Below are 24,415 nucleotides of genomic sequence, written 5' to 3' on the forward strand. Positions count from 1 at the left end.
CCCCACAGGGCGTTTTTCCGAAACCGCTTTCGACAAGAGGATTTGCCAATGCCTTCGCTGCGCCTGCTCGTTCCCGCGCTGTTTGCGCTCGCCGTGTTCGGCGCCACGGGCCCCGCCTCGGCCGACAGCTTCTCCGACACTCAGCGCTCGGACATCGAAGCCATCGTCAGGAACTATCTCGTCACCCATCCCGAGGTGCTCGAGGAAGCCATGGCCGAGCTCACCAAGCGCCAGGCCGCGGCCGAAGCCCAGAAGCACGAGGCGAGCATCGCCATGAACGCGGATGCGATCTTCAACTCGCCGCGCCAGGTCACGCTCGGCAACAAGGACGGCGACGTCACCTTCGTGGAGTTCTTCGACTACAATTGCGGCTACTGCAAGCGCGCGATGACCGACATGCTCGAGATCATGAAGGGCGACTCCAAGCTCAAGGTCGTGTTGAAGGAGTTTCCGGTGCTGAGCCAGGGCTCGGTGGAAGCCGCGCAAGTAGCGGTCGCCGTGCGCATGCAGGATCCGACCGGCAAGAAGTATCTCGACTTCCACCAGAAGCTGCTGGGCGGCCGCGGCCAGGCCGACAAGGCGCACGCGATGGCTGCCGCCAAGGAAGCGGGCCTCGACACCGCGAAGATCGAGAAGGATCTTTCGAGCGCCGAAGTGCGCGCCACCATCGAAGAGAATTTCAAGCTCGCCGAAGCGATGGGCATGAACGGCACGCCGAGCTATGTGATCGGCAAGCAGATCGTGGTTGGCGCAATCGGCGTCGAAGCTCTCAAGGAAAAGATCGGCCTCGCACGCTGCGGCAAGGCGACCTGCTGATCCCACGCACGATCGCAAGCGTTTTCAAGAGGCCGGCTGAAACGCCGGCCTCTTTGTTTTCAGCGCCGCTCGTGCTGCCTGATGTGTCGCGAACGCGGCCGCTCTGTTCATCTGGCGTTCAACAAACAAATGCCGCGGAACAGGGGAAGTTCCGGAACAACCGATATCTCCTTTCGTTGTCGGCGCGGGCAATGACGCATGTGAACACGTGAGGAGGACTTCAATGATTAATCGCTTCATGATCTCGGTTGCCGCGCTAGCGCTCGTCGCCGGAACCGGACTGGCGAACGCACAGGACAAGATGGGCCGCGACAGCGGTTCGACTGGCGCGCAGCCGACGCAGCAGCAGTCGCAACCTGCTGAACGTGGCGGCGCCATGAATAAGGAAATGAACAGGGATAAGGATGCGACGAAGGACAAGGGCACCGTCGGACAGGCTGGTGGCGCCATGAAGTCCGAGGACAAGTCCGGCGCCATGAAGGACGACAAGTCCGGCACGATGCACAAGAGCCAGTCGGCTGACGACAAGGCCGGCGCCACCAAGGGCCAGCGCACCGACGAACGTGCCCAGGACAAGTCCCAGCATCAGGACAAGTCGAAGAGCATGAGCTCGGAGTCCCAGACCAAGCCCGGCACCAAGGACATGAAGGCTGAGGACAGCAAGAGCGGCGCGCCGAGCAAGAGCAGCGCCGAGACCCGCCCCGGCACCAGCACGGACATGAAGGCCCAGGGGCAGACCGGTACCTCGTCCTCGACCACCGTCGGCCAGGCCGGCGCTGGCGCCAAGCTCTCGACCGAGCAGCGCACGCAGATCACCTCGGTGATCCGCGAGGAGAAGGTGGCGCCCGCGACCAACGTGAACTTCAACATTTCGGTCGGCACCCGCGTGCCGCGCGAGGGCATCACGCTTCACGTCCTGCCGCCCCGGGTCGTGACGATCTATCCGGAATGGCGGAGCTACAAGTATATCGTGGTCCGCGAGGAGATCGTGATCATCGACCCGAATACCTATGAGATCGTGGCCGTCCTGAACGTCTAGACTCTTGGTTTGACGCGTTTTCCTTACGCGAACCGGTACCCACTTCGCTCGAAAACGCTTTCAGGCACGGCGGACGAGACGCTTCGGGGGCGGGCAGCAATGCCCGCCCCTTGGCATGGGGCCGACAGCCATGCTTTGGACTGGTTAACAAGCAATTTCCGTAGCTTCCGCACAGGTTTTTGCAAGCCGGATGAGCTGTTTGAAGCCCCTTCCGAGGTCCTTCAAGGCTTCCCCTGAGGCGCTTTGTTACCTATAACCCCCGCCACCCAAGCGCCTTTTGCGGGATAGAAATGGCTGAACCAGCGACCGACACGATTCTCGTTCTCAACGGGCCGAACCTCAACATGTTGGGGACGCGCGAACCGGAGAAATACGGCCATGCGACGCTCGCCGACGTCGAGGCGCTGTGCCGGGAGACCGCGGCGCAGTTCGGGCTCAAGGCCGACTGCCGCCAGTCCAATCGCGAGGGCGAGCTGATCGATTTCATCCACGAGGCGCATGCCAGGAAGATGCGCGGCATCATCATCAATGCCGGCGGCTACTCGCACACCTCGATCGCGCTGCATGACGCTCTGCTTGCCGTCCAGATTCCGACCGTGGAAGTGCACGTCACCAACATCCACGCCCGCGAGAGCTTCCGCCACCACTCCTACACCGCCCGCGCCGCCTTCGCGTCGCTGTGCGGCTTCGGCATCGAGGGCTACCGCCTCGCGATACAGGGTCTTGCCGCCAAAATCGGCGTCAAGGCCAAAGCCTGACGCACCCCTTCAACAAAAGGTTCGGATTAGAAATCATGGCGCGCCAGCCAGACGACAAATCAGCCGCAAAATTTTCCAGCGACGACTCGGCCCTCATCCGCGAGCTCGCGCTGCTGCTCGATGAGACGAGCCTCACCGAGATCGAGATCGAGCGCGCTGGCCTGCGCCTGCGCGTTGCCCGCAACATCAGCGTCGCCGCGACGATGCCCATGCCGGTTCATGCCGTCAGCGCAGCGCCCGTCGCCGGCGCCGCGGTTGCCGCTCCGGCTCCCGCCGACCTATCGAAGCATCCGGGCGCAGTGACCTCGCCAATGGTCGGCACCGCCTACTGGGCGCCCGAGCCCGGCGCAAAACCGTTCATCGACGTCGGCTCAAAGGTCTCGGTCGGCCAGACGCTGCTGATCATCGAAGCCATGAAGACGATGAACCAGATCCCCTCGCCCCGCGCCGGCACCGTGACGCAGATCCTGATCGACGACGGCCAGCCGGTCGAATTCGGCGAAGCTCTGGTCATCATTGAATGAGCGAGTGGCGAATGGCGAATGGCGAATGGTGCCCGTTGGACCCATTCGCCATTCGCTACTCGCTATTCGCCCGCTGAGGCACCATGTTCGACAAGATCCTCATAGCCAATCGCGGCGAGATCGCCCTTCGCATCCTGCGGGCCTGCAAGGAGCTCGGGATTGCGACCGTCGCCGTGCACTCCACCGCCGACGCCGACGCCATGCATGTACGCCTGTCGGACGAGAGCGTCTGCATCGGCCCGCCGCCGTCGAAGGACAGCTATCTCAACGTGCCCGCGCTGCTCGCGGCCTGCGAGATCACCGGTGCGGATGCGGTGCATCCGGGCTACGGCTTCCTGTCGGAGAACGCGCGCTTCGCCGAAATTCTCGGCGAGCACAATCTGCATTTCATCGGCCCCAAGGCCGAGCACATCCGCCTGATGGGCGACAAGATCGAGGCCAAGAAGACCGCCAAGCGCCTCGGCATCCCCGTGGTGCCCGGCTCCGACGGCGGCGTCGGTCCCGAGGACGACGCGATGGCGATCGCGAAGGAGATCGGTTTTCCGGTCCTCGTGAAGGCGGCTGCCGGCGGTGGCGGCCGCGGCATGAAGGTCGCACACAGCGAGGCGGACCTGCAGGTGGCGCTCTCGACCGCCGCCAACGAGGCCAGGTCCGCCTTCGGCGACGCCTCCGTCTATCTGGAAAAATACCTCCAGAAGCCGCGCCACATCGAAATCCAGATCCTCGGCGACGGCCGCGGCGGCGCGATCCATCTCGGCGAACGCGACTGCTCGCTGCAACGCCGCCACCAGAAGGTCTGGGAAGAAGGCCCCTCGCCCGTGCTCACCGCCGCCGCGCGCGCAAAAATCGGCGAGACCTGCGCCAAGGCGATGCGCGAGATGAAATATCTCGGCGTCGGCACCATCGAATTCCTCTACGAGGACGGTGAGTTCTACTTCATCGAGATGAACACCCGCATCCAGGTCGAGCATCCCGTCACCGAGAGCATCACCGACATCGACCTCGTGCTGGAGCAGATCCGCATCGCCGCCGGCGGCGACCTGCCGGCGAAACAGGAAGAGATCGCGATCATCGGCCATGCGATCGAGTGCCGCATCAACGCGGAGAATCCGCAGACCTTCCGCCCCTCGCCCGGCCGCATCCTGCAATACCATCCGCCCGGCGGTCTGGGCGTGCGGATCGATTCCGCCGTCTACCAGGGCTACACCATCCCGCCCTATTACGATTCCCTGGTCGGCAAGCTGATCGTGCACGGCAAGACCCGCGCCGAGTGCCTGATGCGGCTGCGTCGCGCGCTGGACGAGATGGTGGTGGACGGCATCGAGACCACGCTGCCCCTGTTCCGGGCGCTGGTGCGCGAAGACGCCATCATCAACGGCGACTATCACATCCACTGGCTGGAGCAGTATCTGGCCGGCCAGTCCGGCAACTCGCCCGGATAGAATCCCTCGACGAATGGAACCGAACGCCCTCGCCGGCGTTATCGGACGTTTTGTACGCTCGGGGGAGTGGAAATTCTTAAACGTCGAACGGAGTTGGCCGCAACGCCCGATCTCAGGCGGCGGCGCGCATTTTGGCAGGTCCTGCTGTTCGCGGCGGGACTTTTGGTGCTGACTGTGATCAGCGCCGGCTCGGTCTACCTCGTCAACAAGGCCCGCGAGGACAACAAATGGGTCCTGCATACGATCGAGGTCGAGAACCAGGTCAATGCCCTGCTGCTGGAGGTCCGGCGGGCCGAGAGCGCTGCCCGCGGCTACCTCCTGACGCGGGGGCCTGAGTTTCGCACCGACCACGAGGAGGCCGTTGCCGCGATCCCGCTGGCCCTCGACAAGCTGACCCGGCAGATCGGGGACAATCCGGCGCAACGCAACGGCATCACCCGACTGCGTGCGGCCATCGAGACCCGGCTGGAGCAGTTCTCCGCTGAGATCGATACGATCACGCGCGGCGAAACGGATAAGGCAACGGCCCTTGTCCGCACGGCCGCCTCCGGCAACAGCACGGCCACGATCCGCGATACCGCCGAAGCGATGCTGCGCGAGGAGGAGCGGCTGTTCACCGAGCGCTCCATCAACGCCGACCGCAGCCAGACGCTTGCAGCGTCCCTCACCGGCATCGGCTCGGGCCTGGTCGTTGTGCTCGCGATACTCTCGGCCTGGCTGGTGCGGCGTTCCGCAGCGATGCGCGATCAGGCCGAGGCGCGCCTGCGCGATGCCAATGCCAACCTGGAGACGACCGTCGACGAGCGTACGGCCGATTTGCGAGAGGCCAACGACGAGATCCAGCGCTTTGCCTATATCGTCAGCCACGATTTGCGCTCGCCGCTCGTCAACATCATGGGCTTCACCAGCGAGCTCGAGGAAATGGGCCGCGACATCTTCCGCCGCATCGGAAGTCTCACCCATGTCGCCGCCGGCGGACCGCAGGTTGCCGCTTCCGATGCCGGCGAGATTGCCCTGGAGGGACCGGACGAGAAGCTCTCGGAGGACTTTTCAGAAGCGCTCGGCTTCATCAAATCGTCGATCGCCAAGATGGACCGCCTGATCTCGGCGATCCTCAATCTGACCCGCGAAGGGCGGCGCGAGTTCGAGCCCGTTCGCATCGACGTGCGCGAACTGATGGAGGCCATCGCGGCGACTGTGGCCCATCAGGCCTCAGAGGCGAACGCCGAAATCCGCATCGGCGAATTGCCCGACGTCACCAGCGACCGCCTGGCGCTGGAGCAGATCTTCTCCAACCTGATCGACAACGCCGTCAAATATCTGAGGAACAGCGAAGCGGGAAAGATCACCGTCCGCGGCCGCACCAAGCTCGGCTACGCGATCTATGAGGTTGCCGACAATGGCCGCGGCATCGACGCCAAGGACCATCAGCGCATTTTCGACCTGTTCCGCCGCGCCGGAACCCAGGACAAGCCGGGTCAGGGCATCGGTCTTGCCCATGTGCGTGCACTGGTACGCCGACTGGGCGGTACTATGTCCGTATCGTCAGAGCTCAACCAAGGCAGTACATTCACCATCACGCTGCCGATCAACTGGAACGCCAGCAAGCGGACTTCAGACCGATGACCCAACCCGTGACCATCATCATGATCGAGGACGACGAGGGACATGCGCGCCTGATCGAGCGCAACATCCGTCGTTCCGGCGTGAACAACGAAATCGTGCCCTTTGCCAACGGCACGGACGCGGTGAAATATCTGTTTGGCGCCGACGGCAGCGGGCTCGTGCAGAAGGGCCACGCGCTTCTGATCCTCCTCGACCTCAACCTGCCCGACATGAGCGGCATCGACATCCTGCGACGGATCAAGGAGAACAAATATCTGAGGGCCTCGCCGGTGGTGGTCCTGACCACCACCGACGACTCCCAGGAGATCAAGCGTTGCTATGAGCTCGGCTGCAACGTCTACATCACCAAGCCCGTCAACTACGAGAATTTTGCCAATGCCATTCGGCAACTTGGCCTGTTCTTCTCCGTGATCCAGGTCCCGCCGGCCGCCACATGAACCAGATCACCCCGACGCTGCTCTATATCGACGACGACGACGCGCTTGCGCGCCTGGTCGAGCGCGGCCTGACGCGCCGCGGCTACAAGGTGCTGCTTGCATCGAGCGGCGAGGAAGGCCTGGCTCGCATCCGTGAAGGCGGCATCGACGTCGTGGCGCTCGACCAGTACATGCCGGGCCTCGACGGGCTGGAGACGCTCGAGCAGATCATGGCGATCCCGGAGGCGCCGCCGATCGTCTTCGTCACGGCGTCGCAGGATTCCAACATCGCGGTCACCGCGCTGAAGGCGGGCGCGGCCGACTATCTCGTCAAGGACGTCAAGGGCGACTTCATTCCCCTTCTGCATGTCGCGGCCGACGGTGCGCTGCGCCAGGCCGAGCTGCAGAAGGCGCGCGAAGAGGCGGAGGCCGAAATCCACGCCTCGCGCGACCGCTACGCGGCGCTCGCCGCCGAACGCGAGATGTTGCTGCGCGAGGTGAACCACCGTGTCGGCAACTCGCTCCAGATCATCGCTTCGCTCCTGCATCTGCAGGCGAGTTCTGCCGGCCAGGAAGAGGTCAAGGCCGCCCTCACCAACGCGATGGGCCGCGTCGCCGCGGTCGCGCAGGTGCACCGCCGCCTCTACACCTCGCAGGACCTGAAGAGCGTGGTTCTGAACCAGTATCTGGATTCCCTGCTGGAGGATCTCCGCCGCTCCGCCGAAGGCAACCGGATGTCGCGCCTGACCCTGAAGGCCGAGCCGATCGAGATCGATCCGGACCGCGCCGTCGCTGTCGGCATCATCGTCAACGAGCTGGTGATGAACGCGGTCAAATACGCCTATCCCGACGGCGCCGGGCCCATTCATGTCGAGCTCGTCTCGCAGGACGACGATGTCCTGCTGTCGATCGCCGACAATGGCGTCGGCGACGCCGTCAAGGCCGATCCGCGCTCGACCGGCATGGGCCAGCGCATCGTCGCGGCAATGGCCTCCAAGCTCGATGCCTGCGTCGAGCGCGATCCCGATCATGCAGGGACCCGGATCGTGCTGAAGTTCCGCCGCGTGCCCGCGCCTGCGCCTACGGCGAGCAGCGCCGCCGCGAGCTGACGCGCGACCCCATCGCAAGCGCGATGCGATCCTGCTATTCTCCGGCAATGACCTCGCGCGACTCCGCCTCGTCTGAAATCACCCCCGCCGTGCTGTTGCGCGCCTATGCCTGCGGCATCTTTCCGATGGCGGAGAGCGCCGACGACCCGACCCTGTTCTGGGTCGAGCCCGAGCTGCGCGGCGTGATCCCGCTCGATGGTTTTCGCATCGCCTCGCGGCTCGCGCGGACCGTGCGTTCGGACGCGTTTCGCGTCACCGTCAACACCGCATTCAAGGCGACGATATCGGGCTGCGCCGCGCCGCAGGCCGGGCGCGAGGATACCTGGATCAACAAGCGCATCCGCGACCTCTATGGCGGGCTGCACGCGCTCGGCCATTGCCACTCGGTCGAAGTCTGGCAGGACGACGATCTCGTCGGCGGGCTCTATGGCGTCAGCCTGGGGCGCGCCTTCTTCGGGGAAAGCATGTTTCACCGCGTGCGCGACGCCTCCAAGGTTGCGCTGGTGCATCTCGTGGCGCGCCTGATCGCGGGCGGATTCGAGCTCCTGGACACGCAATATGTCACCGAGCATCTGAAGAGCTTTGGCGCGGTCGAGATTTCCCGGCGGCGTTACACCGCCCTGCTCGACAAGTCGCTCGCCGGCGAGCCTGCCGATTTCCTGCGCCTGCCGGCGGAGCAGCCGATCGCGGGCACCCGCGCGCTCGAGATCATCGCCACACGACAATAACTGCTCAGGCGTCGTGCTTACCGGCCAAAACCCGGGAACGGGAACAGGCCCGGCTGCTGCTGGGGCGGCGGAGGCGGAGGTGGCGGCTGCTGCTGGGGCAGCGGCTGCGGCGGGCGCTGCTGCTGCACCGTCTGCTTCGGCGGCGAGGATTTCTTCTGAGCCGGAGGCGGCGCCGGCGGCTTGGTGCCTGGATCGGGCGCAGCGGTCGCGATCGTCGTCTGCGGCTCCTTACAGTCGGTCAGCCAGATGTCGTAGATCGGATGCTCGACGCCGTGCAGGCCGGGGCTTGCCGCATACATCCATCCCGAAAAGATCCGCTTCACCTCGCCTTGGAGCGTGATCTCGTCGACCTCGACGAAAGCGTCGGTGTTGGCGGCTTCCGTCGCCGGGCGCGTGTAGCAGGCGTTGGTTTTGACGCGCAGCGCACCGAACTGCACGGTCTCGCCGATCTCCTCGTCGAAATTGATGATACGGCCGGTGATCTTGTCGAGCCCGGAGAAAGTCGCCTTCTTGTTCACGATCTTCTGCGCCGGCGGCTCGGTGACGACCTCGTCGCCCGGCTGCAGGCTTGCCGGCGTCTGCGGTACGGCGCCCGGCGCGCCCGCCGGTCCACCCTTGGGCTGGCGCTGGCCGGGCGGCAGGCCCGGCAGCGGATTGGCGCCCGGCTGGGGTGCTGCCTGCGGATTGGGTGGCGCAACCGCAACCGACGGCGGCTGGTTCTGGGGTACCACGGTCGAGCCCGGCGGCGGCGCCAATGGCTGCGACTGCACGGGACCCGGGAGCGCATTGCCCTGCTGGGCCGGCGGCGGCGCCGGACGCGTCGGCAGCACGCGGCCCTGCCGCGGCAGCTCTGGCACCACCTCTTCGTCGTCGTCAGGCATCTGCTGGGGCGGCTGATTGCCGCGGGGAATGGCCCCCGGCGGCCGCGGCGGCGGATCGGAGAAAATGGTGCCGATCTGCGCCTGCGCAGGTGGGGCAAGCGTCATCGCTGTGGCGGCGAGCAGAGCCGCAAGACCGGTCAGGACAAGGTTTCGAGACATCTCGCGCGGCTTCAACAGCGAATCGGGTTTCGGGACATTGTACAGGGGGTTACCGCCGCTCGCAGACCTTCCGGTTAACACGGCGAATACGGCGGGGAAAGGGCGGCAACCCTGCCCCGCCCGCCGGCCGTCTGGCCAGGACGCCCCGCAGATGGAATAGTTGCACCAGGGTCCGCGCCACGGGCCCCGGGCGTCTCCGGGCCAACCGGAGCAATATCAAGGGGGGAACATGCCCGATCGCATTCGTCTCGATGGCCGGGTCGCCGTCGTCACGGGCGCCGCCGGCTTCATCGGCCGCGCCACCGCAAAACTGCTCGCCGACCGCGGCGCCCGCATCGTCGCCGTCGACCGTCGCGAAGCCGACCTCAAGACCGCGATCGTCGACCTGCCCGCTTCCGCCGAGGCACTCGCGATCGCCGCCGACGTCACCAGCGAGGACGAGGTCAAGGACTACGTCCGCGCCAGTGTCGACCGCTTCGGCAAGATCGACGTGTTCTACAACAATGCCGGCATCGAGGGTGACGTCAGGAAGATCACCGACTATCCGCTCGAAAGCTTTCGCCGCGTGCTCGACGTCAACGTGATCGGCGTGTTCCTGGGGATGAAGCACGTGCTGCCGGTCATGCTCGCGCGTAACAAGGGCAGCATCATCAACACCGCATCCATCGCCGGCCTGCTCGGCACGCCAGAGGTTGCGGTCTACAGCGCCTCCAAGCACGCGGTCATCGGGCTCACCAAGAGTGCCGCGATCGAATGCTCCGGCACCGGCGTGCGCGTCAATTGCGTCTGCCCAGGACTGATCGAGAGCCGGATGCTGAGCGCCATCGTCAACGGCCGCAATGGCGGCAAGGCGCCGATCCCAAACGAGAAGCTCGCCGAGCGCATCCCCGCGCGCCGACTCGGCGATCCCTCGGAGGTCGCCTCGATCGTCGCGTTCCTTGCGTCGGATGAAGCGAGCTACGTGTCCGGCTCCGCCTACACCGTCGATGGCGGCCGCGTCGCGTCCTAGTCCCGCGCCGTCATCCCGGGGCGTCTCGAAGAGGCGAACCCCAATTCGCGATTGCGAATTGTGGGATCTCGAGATTCTCTGGTGCGCAATTGCGCACTAAAGTTCGATGCTTCGCATCGCCCCGGAATGACTCCTCAAATCACAGGTCTCCTGCCCCAATGCCCGTCGTCCTCGATCCCGATGCCGCCGCCGTCTACAAGGCTTTCCTGGAAGCCGGCCGGCCGCCTTATGAAACGCTGACCGCTCCCGAAGCGCGCGAGTCCTATCTTCAGGCCCACCTCGTCGTCAGTCCGGAGCCGCCCGAGCTTGCGCGGGTCGAGCAACTCGAAATCCCCTCGCCGCACGGCGCGATCCCGGCGCGCCTCTACGTGCCAAAACGCCTGCGGAAGCAGAACGGCCTGTCGGCGGCGCTGGTGTTCTTCCACGGCGGCGGCTGGGTGATCGGCAATCTCGACACCCATGACGTCGCCTGCCGCAAACTCGCCGACGAGGGCGAGCTGATCGCGATCTCCGTCGACTATCGCCTCGCACCCGAGCACAAGTTTCCGGCCGCCGTCGACGACGCCATTACCGCAACCAAATGGGTGGGCGACAACGCGAGGCAGCTCGGCATCGATGCTTCGCGCTTGTGTGTTGGCGGCGATAGTGCCGGCGGAAATCTCGCAGCCGTGGTCGCGATCGCCGCGCGCGACGGCAATGGTCCGGCCATCGCCGGACAGGTGCTGATCTACCCCGCCGTCGATTTCGCGATGACCACACCATCGCACAGCGAGCCCGAGACCAGCGTGCTGCTCACGCATTCCGTTATCCGCTGGTTCCGCGACCATTATCTGAACGGCACCGCCGACACCCACGACTGGCGCGCCTCGCCCGCACGCGTGTCGACGCTTGTCGGCCTGCCGCCCGCCTATGTGCTGACCGCCGGCGCCGATCCCCTGCGCGACGAGGGCGACGAATATGCCGCGCGCCTGAAGGCGGCCGGCGTGCCCGTCGCCTATAGGCACTTCCCGGGCCAATTCCACGGCTTCTTCACAATGGGCAAGCTGCTGCGGCAGGCCGATATCGCAGCACGCGAGATCGGGGCGTGGATGAAGGAATTGAATTGACGATCAGTGTAGCCCGGACGGCCATCTCCATCCCCGTGCGTGGGCTGTCATGGCTCGGCGACCAGGGCACGCGTGCGATCGCAGCGCTGGTGGTGTTCGGGATCGCGATTCCGCCGCTCGGTGCGATGTTGCGGCCCTACGTCACCGAGGCGATCTTTCTTTTGCTCTGCATCTCCTTCATGCGCGTCGATCTGATCGCGCTGCGCGATCATTTGCGCCGGCCGGGACTGATCGTGGCGGCCACCGCGTGGACGACGATCGGCGTGCCCCTGATCTTCGGCCTGATCGCACATCTCACGGGCTTCGACACCCGCGCGCCCGGCCTGTTCCTGGCCCTGATGCTGCAGGCGATCGCATCGCCGATGATGGCCTCGCCCGCGATTGCTGCGCTGATGGGGCTCGACGCTACGCTCGTGCTCGTCACGCTGGTGACCAGCACGGCGCTCGTTCCCTTCACGGCCTCGCTGTTCGCGGCCCTCTTCCTGTCGGGAACACTCGACATTTCGCCGCTCGCGCTTGGGCTGAAGCTGCTTGCGATATTGGCGGGCTCGCTGTTGGTTGCCACCGCCATCCGCTGGATTTTTGGCGCTGACGCAATCCAGCGCCACCGCCGTCCCATCGACGGCGTCAACATCCTCATCCTGTTCGTGTTCGTCGCAGCCGTCATGGGCCATGTGATTGCGGATTTCCTCGCCAATCCCGTGTTGTCGATCGCGGTCGCCGCACTCTCCTTCGCCGTCTTCTTTGCCCTCCTGATCGTCACGACGCTGCTGTTCCGCCGCATCGGCTATGAACAGGCGCTCGCCCTCGGGCTGATGGTGTCGCAGCGGAACCTGGGCCTCATGCTGGCCGCGACCTCGGGCGCGCTGCCGGCCTTCACCTGGCTCTATTTCGCGCTGACCCAGTTTCCCTATTACGTGGCGCCGCAGATGCTCACGCCGATCGCACGGCGGCTGACGGCGAAGACCGAGACATCGCGCACGGCGAGCGCGACGAGCACGTCTTAGACGGCGCGCGCCGCGCGACGCAGCGATTGCGGCGGCTGGCCGAAGGCGCGGATGAAGGCGCGCCGCATCCGCTCCGGATCGCGAAAGCCGGTGGACTGCGCCACGAGCTCGATCGCTTCGCTCGACGACTGCACGCGCTCGCGCGCCACCTCGATGCGCAACCGCTCGACCGCTTTCGACGGCGTCGTGCCGGTCTCGGCGGTGAAGGCGCGGGCGAAATGCCGCGAGCTCATGCCGGCGCGCTCGGCGAGATCCTCGACGGTCAGCGGCGCGTCGAGATTCTCCCGCGCCCAGGCGAGCAGCGGGCCGAACCGGCCGTTCGGCGTCTTCAATTCGAGCAGCGACGAGAATTGCGATTGCCCGCCGCTGCGGCGATGGTAGAGCACGAGCTGGCGCGCGGTGTCCTGCGCGACCGCTTCGCCGTAATCCTCAGTGACCATGGCAAGCGCGAGGTCGATCCCGGCGGTAATGCCGGCCGACGTCCACACATTGTCGTCTCGCGTGAAGATCTGGTCGGGCTCGAGCTTGATCCTGGGATAGCGCGTGACGAAATCGCGGGTGCGGCCCCAATGCGTGGTCGCACGCTTGCCGTCCAGCAGGCCCGCCTCGGCGAGCACATAGGCGCCGGAGCAGACGCTTGCGACCCGCACGCCGCGTTTGGCCATCCGCTGCACGAAGGCGAGCGTCAGCGGGCAGCGCGACGCGGTCGCAATACCCTCACCGCCCGCCACGATCAACGTTGTGATGGCGCCGGCTGATTTGAGATCGCGCGCCATCATCTCCGCGCCGGAAGAGCTGCGTACTGGACCTGCCTTCACCGCAAGCACGCGGATCGCAGGCACCTTCCGCGTATAGCGCGTGGCGATCTCGAACACCGAGATCGGGCCGGCCGCATCGAGCAATTGGAAATCCGGAAAGATCAGGACGCCGATCATGATGAGGTCCACCGTATCAGAAAGTGATGTGTCCTAAAATGAGGGAATTATGCCATTTCGGACGGAAGGGCAGCATGGCATCGTGGTTCCGTCAAGCCAATTCTCTTCAAGCCAGTTTTCTGGAGGCCTTCCCGATGTCGCAGCCGCTTCAGATCGGACTTCTCGTGTTTCCGCGCGTCACCCAGCTCGATCTCACCGGTCCCGTGCAGGTGTTTTCGAGCGTGCCCGGCGCAAAAGTGCATCTGATCTGGAAACGCATCGAGCCGGTGCCGAGCGATTCCGTGCTGACGCTGACGCCGACCACGACCTTCGCCGACTGCCCGCAGCTCGACGTCATCTGCGTGCCCGGCGGTTTTGGCACCGACGAGCTCGTCAATGACGAGGAGACGCTCAACTTCCTGCGCAAGCAGGCCGACGGCGCGCAATACGTCACCTCGGTCTGCACGGGATCGCTGGTGCTGGGCGCGGCCGGCCTGTTGAAGGGCTACCGCGCCGCCACCCATTGGAGCGCGACGGAGGTGCTGGCACTGTTCGGTGCGACACCGACGCGCAACCGCGTCTGCATCGACCGCAACCGCGTCACCGGCGGAGGCGTCACCGCAGGCATCGACTTTGCACTGACACTGGTGTCGATCCTGGTCAACCGCACGCTTGCCGAGGCGATCCAGCTCCGGCTCGAATACAACCCCGCCCCGCCCTTCAACGCGGGCTCACCGGAGACTGCGCCTGCCGAGGTGCTCGCACTCATGAAGGAGAAGATTGCACCGTCGCAGGCCCGCCGCATCGAAGCCGCCAAGCGCGCGGCGGCACGCGTGATGTGAAACAGCGGATCACGACAGAAAAAGGCCGCTCGGTTTCCCAAGCGGCCTTTCCTGTCTCACGATGGCTGCACATATCACCGGGCGATTTCGGATCTTCTAGACCGGGGGCCTATCTCCCGATCGAGTCCTGCTCGGCAGCCGCTGCATTTCGGGACAGTCGCGATCTGTTGCCCGAACCGACGCGATGGTCTCCCATCTCCGTAAGATGGGTTTATTAGGCCGCACGGCGCGTGCGAGCGCAATGGCTGCGCAAGCGGCGTCCCCGCTGATCCCGTTGTTCACAGGGTCAAGCGACGATGCGAATGCATCCAATGGAACGAGATCGAGAAAATTAGCTGCCGGGCGTCCAGGCCTGGTAGTCGCCGGTGGCCTTCGGGCGCTTGCCGCTCGCGAGCGTCGAGCCGGACGGCCTGTACGCAGCGGGCGTGCCGGTCAGGTTCGGCTGATGCGGCTTTTCCCACTCGCGCGGCTTGTAACCGTCCTCGGTCGGCGGCACGTCGACGACGTGATGCAGCCAGCCGTGCCAGGACGGCGGCACGCGGCTCGCCTCCGCATAGCCATTATAGATCACCCAGCGCCGTTCGAATCCGAGCGTCGGATCGATCTGGCCGCCACGGGTGCGGTAGTAGCGGTTGCCCTGCTCGTCCGCGCCGACCAGTTCGCCGAAGCGCCAGGTCCAGAGCTGCGTGCCAAAAGTCTGGCTACTCCACCAGGTGAAGAGTTTCAGGAAGAACTGTTTCATGCGGCGCGGGCCCTGCTTTCTGGCGCCCTGATGCCATCCGGCAGCCGAATTGTCCAGTTGGGCCCTAGGCGGATCTTGCCGCAAAGCGGTCGCGATCCGTTCATGCCGGGTACAGTCGTCGAGTGAAAGGCTGCCTCGTGCGCGCAATCCTGTGCGCGGCCCGGGAACCAGGGCCCCGTTACTGGGTTTGTCCTCCGGGAAAAGGAGCCGAACATGAACAGTCTCAGAGTTTTAAGCGCCACAGCGGCTTTGGCGCTGGTGTTACCGTTGGTCACGTCGACCGCCAGCTTCGCGCAGGGTCCCGCTGGTGGAGGCCGCGGCCCCGGTGGCGGTGGTGGCGGACATGCCGCGATGGGTGGTGGCGGAGGTGGTGGTGGCCACGCCGCGATCGGTGGTGGCGGGGGCGCCCGGATGGGCGGTGGCCCTGGCGCCGGTGCGGCCTTTAGTGGCGGTGGCGGTAACTTCGCCGCAGGCGCCGCAATGTCGCGGCCGAGCGTTGGTGCGGGGCCAGCCTTTGGCGGCGGCGGGCGCAGTTTCGCAGCAGGTGCCCCAGTCGCGCGGCCGAGCGTCGGCGCGGGACCGGCCTTTGCCGGCGGCAGTGTCGCAGCGGCCTCCCCGGGTTCGACCTGGCGCGGCAGTGGCGGCACCTGGCAAGGCGGCCGCTGGCACCATCGCGGTGGCGGATTCTGGCCGGGCGTCGCGGCCGGGGCTGCGATCGGAGCGCTTGGTTCGTACGCCTATTACGGCGGCGGGCCCTACTACGATGACTCCTACTACTATAATGACGGCTATTACGATGACGGCGCGAGCGTCGCAGTCGTGCCTGACGGCGGCGATTCCGTTGCCTACTGCCAGCAGCGCTACCGGTCCTATGACCCGGCGTCAGGCACCTATCTTGGCTATGACGGCCTGCGGCATCCGTGCCCGTAGTGGGCCTTGCGCCACGCGCATTCGACACGTGATGAAAAAGGCGTCGCTGTTCGGCGGCGCCTTTTTTCTGTGCGGCGCGCAGGCTCCATCTGGAACAGGCATCTGTGCACCCCACCGTGCATATCTGTACTGATCCAATCCAAAATTGACCCGATGCGCGATTCGCCTATATCAGCAATCGCTGTGGGGACTTCGATTGGTTAGGCAATGTCATGCCGCGTATACTCGTGGTTGATGACGATCCGATGGTCGGCGCGACTATCGAGGTCCTCCTGCTACGCCAGGGCTTCGACGTCACGTTGACGGACGGCGGAGAGTCGGGGCTGGCTGCGCTCGAGACGCAGACGTTCGACGTGATGCTGGTCGACATCTTCATGCCGCACATGCGCGGCTACGAATCCATCCGCATCTTTCATGAGCGCGCGCCGAACGTTCCGTTGATCGCGATGTCCGGCTATGCTTTCGCATCGTCAGCCTCGCCCTCCCCCGATTTCCTGCGCATGGCGCTCGAGCTTGGCGCGACGCGCTGCCTGCGCAAGCCGTTCACGCCGGATACGCTCTTGACCACCATTCAGGAATGCCTCGGACGGCCGAACGAGAGCGCACCGACGAAGGACAAGTCATCCCCTTGATTCCCTCGCAGCGCGTCATTCTTGCAGCCGGACTCGCGATCCTCCTGATCATTACCGCAGCCTCGATCGGGCTCGATCTCAAGTCGCGCGCCGATACAGCCTGGACCAACCACGCGGTCGAGGTGCTGAAGAAGATCTCCGACCTGCGCCTGCTCGTCCGCCGCGCCGAAAGTGCTGCGCGCGGCTACGAACTCTATCGCAGCCAGACCTTCAACGACGAGTTCGCGACCGCGCGCGCGCAGATCGCGCCCTCGCTCGGCGATCTCAAGCGCGCCGTGCGCGACAATCCCGACCAGGTCGCGCTCGTCGAGGCGACCGAGCCGCTGATCAAGCGCCGCATCGACATCGCCGCCGAAGCGATGCGGCTGCGCGCCGACCGCGACGAGGCTGGCATCGCCGCGCTCCAGGGCAAGGCTGAGGGCCGCGGCCTGATGGAGACGGTCACATCGAATCTCGACCGGCTGACCGCTGATGAGGAAGAGCTGCTCGCCGCGCGCGCGGCCGACTCGCGCCGGACCGGCATCGTCCTGCTCGGGATCGACGTCGCCGGCGTAGTGCTGATCCTGCTGCTGGTGGGGCTCTTGCTGCGCGAGACCGGGCGCGCCAGGGTCGCGCTGCAAAGCACGCTGCACGAGACCAAGGCCGCCAACGAAGCGCTGGAGGCCGCCGTTGCCGAGCGCACCGCGCATCTCGTCACCGCCCATGACGAGCTCCGTCTGTCGGTCAACGTGCTCCAGAGCACCTTCCACAGCATGGCGGAGGCCGTCCTCGTCATCGACGAAAAGGGCGAGGTCTTGCTGTCGAACCCGGCTGCCGAGCGCACGCTGGTCCATCGCACCGGCATGAACCTCCAGACGATGCGCGAGCGCGCCACCGTCGTCACCAAGGAGGACGGCACGGTGCTCAACTTCGACGAGCTGCCGTCAGCGCGCGTGCTGCGCGGCGAGGAATTCGACGAGCACGAGATCGTCATCCTGCCGAACAGCGGCAGCCCGACCCGTCATCTCGTCGTCAGCGGCCGCCCGATGCGCGATGGGCAGGGCGCGATCAGCGGCGCGGTGCTGGTCTATCACGACGCCACCGCCTCGCGCGAAACCGAGCGGCAACTGCACCAGTCGCAAAAGCTCGATGCCATTGGCAAGCTCACCGGCGGCGTGGCGCATGATTTCAACAACATGCTCACCGTCATCTCCGGCAATACCGAGACGCTGGTTTCCGAGCTGAAGGAACAGCCGGAGCCGCAGCGCGTCGCAAAGCTGATCCTCGAAGCCGCCGACCGCTGCGCCGAGCTGATCCAGCATCTGCTCGCCTTCGCCCGCAAGCAGCCGCTGCGTCCGCGCAATGTCGAGATCAACGCCGCGCTGACGGACATCGCAAAGCTGCTGCGCCCGACGCTCGGCGAGCAGATCCAGATCGAGACCGCGCTGGAACAGGGCGCGGTCACCTCGCATATCGATCCCTCGCGCCTCACCAACGCGGTGCTCAACATGGCGATCAATGCGCGCGATGCGATGCCGGGTGGCGGCAAGCTGCTGCTCGAGACCCACAAGGTCGAGCTCGACGAGGCCTATGCGCAGGCCAATCCGGGCGTCGTGCCCGGCCCTTACGTGATGGTGGCGGTGTCCGACACCGGCACCGGCATGTCCAAGGAGATCCAGGAGCAGGCGTTTGAGCCCTTCTTCACCACCAAGGAGGTCGGCAAGGGTTCCGGGCTCGGTCTCTCCATGGTCTACGGCTTCGTCAGGCAGTCCGGCGGCCACATCAAGATCTACAGCGAGCTGGGCCACGGCACGACCATCAAGCTCTATCTGCCGCCGGGCCAGGGCGAGATGGAAGCCGCAGGTCCAGTCGCCGCGCCGTCCGGCGGCGGCGTCGAGACGATTTTCGTCGTCGAGGACGACAACCTCGTGCGCACCTTCGTCACCGCGCAGCTCGAGAGCCTCGGCTACAAGACGATCGCCGCCGCCGACAGCCGCGCCGCGCTGGCGCTGGTCGACCGCGGCGCGGCGTTCGACCTGCTGTTCACCGACATCGTCATTCCCGGCGGCATGAGCGGGCGCGAACTTGCAGAGGTCATCACCAAACGCCGTCCGGGGCTGAAGGTGCTGTTCACATCAGGCTATACGGACGACGCGGTCGTGCAGCAGGGCAAGCTTGGCGAGGGCGTGCGGCTGCTGACAAAGCCCTACCGCCGCAACCAGCTCGCCGACATGATCCGCCTCGCGCTGAACGGCGGCAGCGCCGACGCGGCGGCGTCCTAGCCCCGCGTCGCCAGCACCACGGCCGCAAGCGTGAAGATCAGCGCGGCGATCTGCCCTGGTCCGAGCGGTTCGTGCAGCGCGATCGCCGAGGCCAGCACGCCGATGACGGGCACCGCCATGGTGCCGATCGCCGCGACGGAAGCCGGCAGGCGCGACAGCGCGGCAAACCAGCTCACATAGGCGATGCAGAACTGCACGACGGTGGAATAGACCACCAGCACCCAGCCGACCGTCGTCATCCGGTCCAGATGCGTGGTCTCGAGCAGGAGACCTGCGAGCGCCACCGGCAGGCAGCCGGCGCCGATCTGCCAGGCGGCCGCCGTGATCGGCGGCAGATGGATCGGCAGCTTCTTCGACAGCACGGTGCCGACCGCAAAGCCGATCGAGCCCGCGAGCGCCATGATGATGCCGGGGAGTTTCTCCTCGCTCGCGGCGATGCCATTACCGCCCATGATGGCGGCGAGCCCGGCAAACGCCATCACCAGCGCGATGGTGCGCAATAACGTCGGCCGCTCGCCGAGCACGGGCCAGGCGATGATCGAGGCCCAGACCGGCATGGTGTAGGCGATCAGCGCCGCCTCGCTCGCCGGCAGCCAGAGCAGCGCGAGCCCCATCAGCACCATCCAGCCGGTGACGTTGAGGAGCCCGGCCAGCAACAGCCGCGGCCAGATCTCGGGTGCAACCTTCAGACTCTGGCTGCGCAAAATCGCAAAGGCGGCGAGCAAGAGCGCGCCCAGCACGCCCGTGACCCCGCGCAAGGTCAGCGGCGGCAGCTCGGACAGCAGGAATTTCGTCACCGGCCAGTTGAAGCCCCAGCCGACCGAGGTAATGGCGAGGAACATCAGGCCCGCGGGGGCGATGCGTGGGCGCATCCCCCGTCGCGTCGAATCATGCATGCAAAAAACCCGGCAAGATTTTTCCTACCTTGGCGCGAATTCGACGCCTCCGCCACCACCTCAACGGGCATGTCTGTCGCTTTATTCCGTAGCGCTACGTGAGTCTCACTGACGCAATCCCGGAGGCCAAAAATATACCCCGCCTGTGAACAGCGGGACGAAGCCTCCGGAGCGGTGCGGGAAACAAATTTTTTCGGTTTCGAATCTCTGAGGACTCACTGATACTTGCCTCCACAACAGGCGCGGCACTGACCCCTGTTATCCCCGTCATTCCACCATATTTAGTATTTGATTCAGGAACTCGTACTAGTTCTTGACGGGCGCAACGGAGAGTCCTAGCTTTCGATCCGTTCGGCGCGAGTGTGTTTGCGTCCCGCCGGTCACTCCCCAAAAGGGTCCGCAAAAACCACTCCGCCGGCCGGTCCAAGGCAGCGGATGAAGGGCTTGTCTGCCCTGAATTGGCGGATTTTCGGGGCGCTCGAACGGGTCGACACAGACCCGAAAGAGCCTGGTTGAACAAAGTGGCGTGGGGCGTTGAACGCATGGCCCTTCATCCGGGGGTGGATGAGGTGACATGCCGACGGTTGGGCCGGTGCCAAGCACCGGTTCGGCGGCGAGAGAAACTGGGCCGGGTCCACCGGCAGCAACTGCGAAGCCTGAAGGCCGAAAGGCCGGGAGGAATTCGCGCAAGAGAAATAACCGGCACGCCCCAACGAAGGCGGTCCGGTCAAATAAAAAGGACGGGGCAACTATGCGGATTGAGCGGCGCCACACCACGGCAGGACAATCACCTTACGCCGGGATCGATTTCCGGCTGACCACGTCGGAGATCCGGAATCCCGACGGCTCGGTCGTGTTCAGGCTCGAGAACGTCGAAGTGCCCGGCGCCTGGTCGCAGGTCGCCTCCGACGTGCTCGCCCAGAAGTACTTTCGGAAAGCGGGCGTCGCCGCGCGCCTGAAGAAGGTCGAGGAGGAATCCGTCCCCTCCTTCCTGTGGCGCTCGGTGCCCGACACCGAGGCCCTCGCCGCCCTGCCTGAGAAAGAGCGCTTCGTCAGCGAGCTCTCGGCCAAGCAGGTGTTCGACCGACTCGCCGGCTGCTGGACCTATTGGGGCTGGAAGGGCAAGTACTTCTCCACCGACGAGGACGCGCAGGCCTTCTATGACGAGCTCCGCTACATGCTCGCTATGCAGATGGTCGCACCGAACTCGCCGCAATGGTTCAACACCGGCCTGCACTGGGCCTATGGCATCGACGGCCCCGGCCAGGGCCATTATTACGTCGACCCCTTCACCGGCAAGCTGACCAAGTCCAAGTCGGCCTATGAGCATCCGCAGCCGCATGCCTGCTTCATCCAGGGCGTCGGTGACGACCTCGTCAACGAGGGCGGCATCATGGACCTCTGGGTGCGCGAGGCGCGCCTGTTCAAATACGGCTCCGGCACCGGCTCCAACTTCTCGCGCCTGCGCGGCGAGGGTGAAAAGCTCTCCGGCGGCGGCCGCTCCTCGGGCCTGATGAGCTTCCTGAAGATCGGCGACCGCGCCGCGGGCGCGATCAAGTCGGGCGGCACCACGCGCCGCGCGGCCAAGATGGTCGTGGTCGACGTCGATCACCCCGATATCGAGACCTATATCGACTGGAAGGTGAAGGAGGAGCAGAAGGTCGCCGCCCTCGTCACCGGCTCAAAAATCAACCAGAAGCATCTCAAGGCCGTGCTCAAGGCCTGCGTGAACTGCGAAGGTTCGGGCGACGATTGTTTTGACCCCGAGAAGAACCCTGCCCTGCGCCGCGAGATCAAGCTCGCGCGCCGCAGCCTCGTGCCTGACAACTACATCAAGCGCGTCATCCAGTTCGCCAAGCAGGGCTACAAGGACATCCAGTTCGACGTCTACGACACCGACTGGGATTCGGAAGCCTATCTCACCGTTTCGGGGCAGAACTCCAACAACTCGGTCTCGCTGAAGGACGACTTCCTCCGCTCGGTCGAAACCGACGGCGACTGGAATCTCGTGGGCCGCACGACCAAGAAGGTCACGAAGACCCTGAAGGCGCGCGACCTCTGGGAGAAGATCGGCCACGCCGCCTGGGCCTCGGCCGATCCGGGTCTGCACTTCAACACCACGATGAACGACTGGCACACCTGCAAGGCGTCCGGCGACATCCGCGCGTCCAATCCGTGCTCGGAATACATGTTTTTGGACGACACGGCGTGCAACCTCGCCTCCGCCAATTTGCTGACGTTCTACAACACGACGACGAAGCACTTTGACGTCGAGTCCTACGAGCATCTCTGCCAGCTCTGGACGCTGGTGCTCGAAATCTCCGTGATGATGGCGCAGTTCCCGTCGAAGGCGATCGCCGAGCTCTCCTACGAGTTCCGCACGCTCGGCCTCGGCTATGCCAATATCGGCGGCCTGTTGATGACCATGGGCCTGTCCTACGACAGCAAGGAAGGCCGTGCGCTCTGCGGCGCGCTGACCGCTGTCATGACCGGCATCACCTACAAGACCTCGGCCGAGATCGCGGCCGAGCTCGGCACCTTCCCCGGCTACAAGAAGAACGCGGCGCACATGCTGCGCGTCATCCGTAACCATCGCCTCGCCGCGCACGGCCGTGCATCCGGCTATGAAGGGCTGAACACCAATCCGGTGCCGCTCGATCACGCCTCCTGCCCGCAGGCCGACATCGTCACCCACGCGCAGGCCGCCTGGGATGCCGCGCTGTCGCTCGGCGAGCAGCACGGCTACCGCAACGCCCAGACCACCGTCATCGCGCCGACCGGCACGATTGGCCTGGTCATGGATTGCGACACGACGGGCATCGAACCGGACTTCGCGCTGGTAAAATTCAAGAAACTCGCCGGCGGCGGCTACTTCAAGATCATCAACCGCGCGGTCCCCGAGGCGCTGCGCGCGCTCGGCTATCGCGAGAGCGAGATTGCGGAGATCGAGGCCTACGCCGTCGGCCACGGCTCGCTGGCGAACGCCCCCGGCATCAACGTCTCGACGCTGAAGACCAAGGGCTTTACCGATGAAGCGATCGCCAAGGTCGAAAAGGCCCTGCCGACCGCCTTCGACATCAAGTTCGCCTTCAACAAGTGGACTTTTGGCGAAGACTTCATCCGCGACCAGCTCGGCATCGGCGCCGAGGCGATCGCGGCCCCCGGCTTCGACCTGCTCCAGGCCGTCGGCTTCACCAAGCGCGAGATCGAGGCGGCCAACGTCCACATCTGCGGCGCGATGACGGTGGAGGGAGCTCCCCACCTCAAGGCAGAACATTACGCGGTGTTCGACTGCGCCAACCCCTGCGGCAAGATCGGCAAGCGCTATCTGTCGGTCGAAAGCCACATCCGCATGATGGCCGCGGCGCAGCCCTTCATCTCGGGCGCGATCTCCAAGACCATCAACATGCCGAACGACGCCACGGTGGAGGACTGCAAGTCCGCCTACATGCTGTCGTGGAAGCTCGCGCTCAAGGCCAACGCGCTCTATCGCGACGGCTCGAAGCTCTCCCAGCCGCTCAACTCGCAGCTCATCTCTGACGATGAGGACGAGGATGATGCGGTCGAGGCGCTCTACGAGAAGCCGATGGCGGCGCGTGCGGCGCAGATCTCCGAGAAGGTGGTCGAAAAGCTCGTCGAGCGCATCATCGTCATGCGCGAGCGCGAGAAGATGCCGGACCGTCGCAAGGGCTACACCCAGAAGGCGGTCGTCGGTGGACATAAAGTCTATCTCCGCACCGGCGAGTATGACGATGGCCGTCTCGGCGAGATCTTCATCGACATGCACAAGGAAGGCGCGGCGCTCCGCTCCTTCATCAACAACTTCGCCATCGCCGTGTCGCTCGGCCTGCAATACGGCGTGCCGCTCGACGAATATGTCGACGCCTTCACCTTCACCCGCTTCGAGCCGGCGGGCCCCGTGCAGGGCAACGACAGCATCAAGTACGCGACCTCGATCCTGGACTACGTCTTCCGCGAGCTCGCGGTGTCGTATTTGTCCCGCTTCGACCTCGCCCATGTCGATCCCAACGAGACGGGCTTCGACGCACTCGGCAAGGGCGTCGAGGAAGGCAAGGAGCCGGACGAGGACCGCGGCCACCACGCGACCAAACTCGTGTCGCGCGGCCTCACCCGCTCCCGCACCGACAACCTCGTCGTGATGCGCGGCGGCACGATGCCGGCGAGCGACGGCGGCGGCAGCAAGGTCACGGCGCTGGCCTCGCACGGCACCTCGGCCCGTGCCGGTGACGCCGTCGAAGGCGCCGTCGCGCTGAAGCAGGAAGCCCAGCACGACCTCTCGCCCACCGAGAAGCTCGAGCAGCTTCAGTGGAGCAAGGCCGGCACCGCCGCGCAAACGGTCGTCCCCACCAAGGCCGAACGCCGCGCGGAAGCAAAGGCCAAGGGCTACGAAGGCGAGATGTGCTCGGAGTGCGGCAACTTCACCCTGGTGCGGAACGGCACGTGCATGAAGTGCGATACGTGCGGCAGCACGACGGGGTGTTCGTGAGGCGGTAGCGCGCGACGATCGTTGGGACCGGGCGAGACCCAGGCATCTACAAAGGGCGGCCGAAAGGCCGC

At 65.4% G+C, this 24,415-nt stretch carries 21 protein-coding genes; 17 read left to right on the plus strand and 4 right to left on the minus strand.

What is annotated here, in order from left to right; translation table 11 throughout:
- The first annotated feature begins 48 nt into the window (after positions 1 to 48).
- The 9 genes from KUF59_RS23925 (at position 49) to aat (ending at position 8,458) form a co-directional block, all read left to right on the plus strand.
- Complete coding sequence (locus tag KUF59_RS23925; protein WP_212459776.1) at positions 49 to 816, plus strand: DsbA family protein; 768 nt, start codon at positions 49 to 51, stop codon at positions 814 to 816.
- A gap of 223 nt (positions 817 to 1,039) precedes the next feature.
- Positions 1,040 to 1,855 (plus strand): DUF1236 domain-containing protein, encoded by an 816-nt coding sequence (locus tag KUF59_RS23930; RefSeq protein ID WP_212459775.1) that lies wholly within the window; start codon positions 1,040 to 1,042, stop codon positions 1,853 to 1,855.
- A 290-nt stretch (positions 1,856 to 2,145) separates the two neighbouring features.
- Positions 2,146 to 2,613, plus strand: coding sequence for a type II 3-dehydroquinate dehydratase (aroQ, locus tag KUF59_RS23935; RefSeq protein WP_212459774.1), 468 nt, complete (start codon positions 2,146 to 2,148; stop codon positions 2,611 to 2,613).
- 35 nt (positions 2,614 to 2,648) lie between these two features.
- On the plus strand, positions 2,649 to 3,137 hold the full coding sequence (accB, locus tag KUF59_RS23940) for an acetyl-CoA carboxylase biotin carboxyl carrier protein (RefSeq protein ID WP_212459773.1): 489 nt from the start codon (positions 2,649 to 2,651) through the stop codon (positions 3,135 to 3,137).
- Between the two features lie 83 nt (positions 3,138 to 3,220).
- Positions 3,221 to 4,579, plus strand: a complete 1,359-nt coding sequence (gene accC, locus KUF59_RS23945; RefSeq protein WP_212459772.1) for an acetyl-CoA carboxylase biotin carboxylase subunit — start codon at positions 3,221 to 3,223, stop codon at positions 4,577 to 4,579.
- A 93-nt stretch (positions 4,580 to 4,672) separates the two neighbouring features.
- Positions 4,673 to 6,205, plus strand: a complete 1,533-nt coding sequence (locus tag KUF59_RS23950) for a sensor histidine kinase (protein WP_249140477.1) — start codon at positions 4,673 to 4,675, stop codon at positions 6,203 to 6,205.
- Entirely contained in the window at positions 6,202 to 6,642 is a 441-nt protein-coding gene (locus KUF59_RS23955) for a response regulator (protein WP_212459771.1), read from the plus strand. Before KUF59_RS23950 ends, KUF59_RS23955 begins: the two co-directional genes overlap by 4 nt.
- On the plus strand, positions 6,639 to 7,730 hold the full coding sequence (locus KUF59_RS23960; RefSeq protein WP_212459770.1) for a sensor histidine kinase: 1,092 nt from the start codon (positions 6,639 to 6,641) through the stop codon (positions 7,728 to 7,730). Before KUF59_RS23955 ends, KUF59_RS23960 begins: the two co-directional genes overlap by 4 nt.
- A gap of 47 nt (positions 7,731 to 7,777) precedes the next feature.
- On the plus strand, positions 7,778 to 8,458 hold the full coding sequence (gene aat / locus KUF59_RS23965; protein ID WP_212459769.1) for a leucyl/phenylalanyl-tRNA--protein transferase: 681 nt from the start codon (positions 7,778 to 7,780) through the stop codon (positions 8,456 to 8,458).
- A 17-nt stretch (positions 8,459 to 8,475) separates the two neighbouring features.
- Here the strand turns inward: aat and KUF59_RS23970 are convergent, their stop codons facing one another.
- The gene (locus KUF59_RS23970) at positions 8,476 to 9,498 is read right to left on the minus strand and encodes a DUF2155 domain-containing protein (protein WP_212459768.1); all 1,023 of its coding nucleotides are present in this window, start codon (positions 9,496 to 9,498) and stop codon (positions 8,476 to 8,478) included.
- A gap of 229 nt (positions 9,499 to 9,727) precedes the next feature.
- Here KUF59_RS23970 and KUF59_RS23975 point away from each other — a divergent pair, with 229 nt between their 5' ends.
- The 3 genes from KUF59_RS23975 to KUF59_RS23985 all read left to right on the plus strand — a co-directional run bounded on the left by KUF59_RS23975 (position 9,728) and on the right by KUF59_RS23985 (position 12,620).
- Entirely contained in the window at positions 9,728 to 10,507 is a 780-nt protein-coding gene (locus KUF59_RS23975; RefSeq protein WP_212459767.1) for an SDR family NAD(P)-dependent oxidoreductase, read from the plus strand.
- 158 nt (positions 10,508 to 10,665) lie between these two features.
- The gene (locus KUF59_RS23980) at positions 10,666 to 11,613 is read left to right on the plus strand and encodes an alpha/beta hydrolase (RefSeq protein WP_212459766.1); all 948 of its coding nucleotides are present in this window, start codon (positions 10,666 to 10,668) and stop codon (positions 11,611 to 11,613) included.
- Positions 11,610 to 12,620 carry a bile acid:sodium symporter family protein gene (locus tag KUF59_RS23985; protein WP_212459765.1) on the plus strand — a complete coding sequence of 337 codons (1,011 nt, stop codon included), beginning with the start codon at positions 11,610 to 11,612 and terminating at the stop codon, positions 12,618 to 12,620. The genes KUF59_RS23980 and KUF59_RS23985 overlap by 4 nt, the downstream gene beginning before the upstream one ends.
- Here KUF59_RS23985 and KUF59_RS23990 read toward each other — a convergent pair.
- Positions 12,617 to 13,555, minus strand: coding sequence for a GlxA family transcriptional regulator (locus KUF59_RS23990; RefSeq protein ID WP_212459764.1), 939 nt, complete (start codon positions 13,553 to 13,555; stop codon positions 12,617 to 12,619). The two genes, KUF59_RS23985 and KUF59_RS23990, sit on opposite strands and share 4 nt — an antisense overlap.
- Positions 13,556 to 13,689: 134 nt before the next feature.
- Between KUF59_RS23990 and KUF59_RS23995 the strand changes: the two genes are divergently transcribed.
- Positions 13,690 to 14,376 (plus strand): DJ-1/PfpI family protein, encoded by a 687-nt coding sequence (locus KUF59_RS23995; RefSeq protein ID WP_212459763.1) that lies wholly within the window; start codon positions 13,690 to 13,692, stop codon positions 14,374 to 14,376.
- Between the two features lie 331 nt (positions 14,377 to 14,707).
- Here KUF59_RS23995 and KUF59_RS24000 read toward each other — a convergent pair whose 3' ends face one another.
- Complete coding sequence (locus KUF59_RS24000; protein WP_212459762.1) at positions 14,708 to 15,118, minus strand: NADH:ubiquinone oxidoreductase subunit NDUFA12; 411 nt, start codon at positions 15,116 to 15,118, stop codon at positions 14,708 to 14,710.
- Between the two features lie 213 nt (positions 15,119 to 15,331).
- Here KUF59_RS24000 and KUF59_RS24005 point away from each other — a divergent pair, with 213 nt between their 5' ends.
- The 3 genes from KUF59_RS24005 (at position 15,332) to KUF59_RS24015 (ending at position 18,941) form a co-directional block, all read left to right on the plus strand.
- Entirely contained in the window at positions 15,332 to 16,048 is a 717-nt protein-coding gene (locus KUF59_RS24005; protein WP_212459761.1) for a BA14K family protein, read from the plus strand.
- Between the two features lie 212 nt (positions 16,049 to 16,260).
- Positions 16,261 to 16,680, plus strand: a complete 420-nt coding sequence (locus KUF59_RS24010) for a response regulator (protein ID WP_212459760.1) — start codon at positions 16,261 to 16,263, stop codon at positions 16,678 to 16,680.
- On the plus strand, positions 16,677 to 18,941 hold the full coding sequence (locus tag KUF59_RS24015) for a CHASE3 domain-containing protein (protein WP_212459947.1): 2,265 nt from the start codon (positions 16,677 to 16,679) through the stop codon (positions 18,939 to 18,941). Before KUF59_RS24010 ends, KUF59_RS24015 begins: the two co-directional genes overlap by 4 nt.
- Here the strand turns inward: KUF59_RS24015 and KUF59_RS24020 are convergent.
- Positions 18,938 to 19,837 (minus strand): DMT family transporter, encoded by a 900-nt coding sequence (locus tag KUF59_RS24020; protein WP_212459759.1) that lies wholly within the window; start codon positions 19,835 to 19,837, stop codon positions 18,938 to 18,940. The two genes, KUF59_RS24015 and KUF59_RS24020, sit on opposite strands and share 4 nt — an antisense overlap.
- 751 nt (positions 19,838 to 20,588) lie before the next feature.
- Here KUF59_RS24020 and KUF59_RS24025 point away from each other — a divergent pair.
- The gene (locus KUF59_RS24025) at positions 20,589 to 24,344 is read left to right on the plus strand and encodes a vitamin B12-dependent ribonucleotide reductase (RefSeq protein ID WP_212459758.1); all 3,756 of its coding nucleotides are present in this window, start codon (positions 20,589 to 20,591) and stop codon (positions 24,342 to 24,344) included.
- Positions 24,345 to 24,415: the final 71 nt, after the last annotated feature.

Origin of the sequence: Bradyrhizobium arachidis, assembly GCF_024758505.1 — a bacterium.
GTDB classification, from domain to species: domain Bacteria; phylum Pseudomonadota; class Alphaproteobacteria; order Rhizobiales; family Xanthobacteraceae; genus Bradyrhizobium; species Bradyrhizobium manausense_C.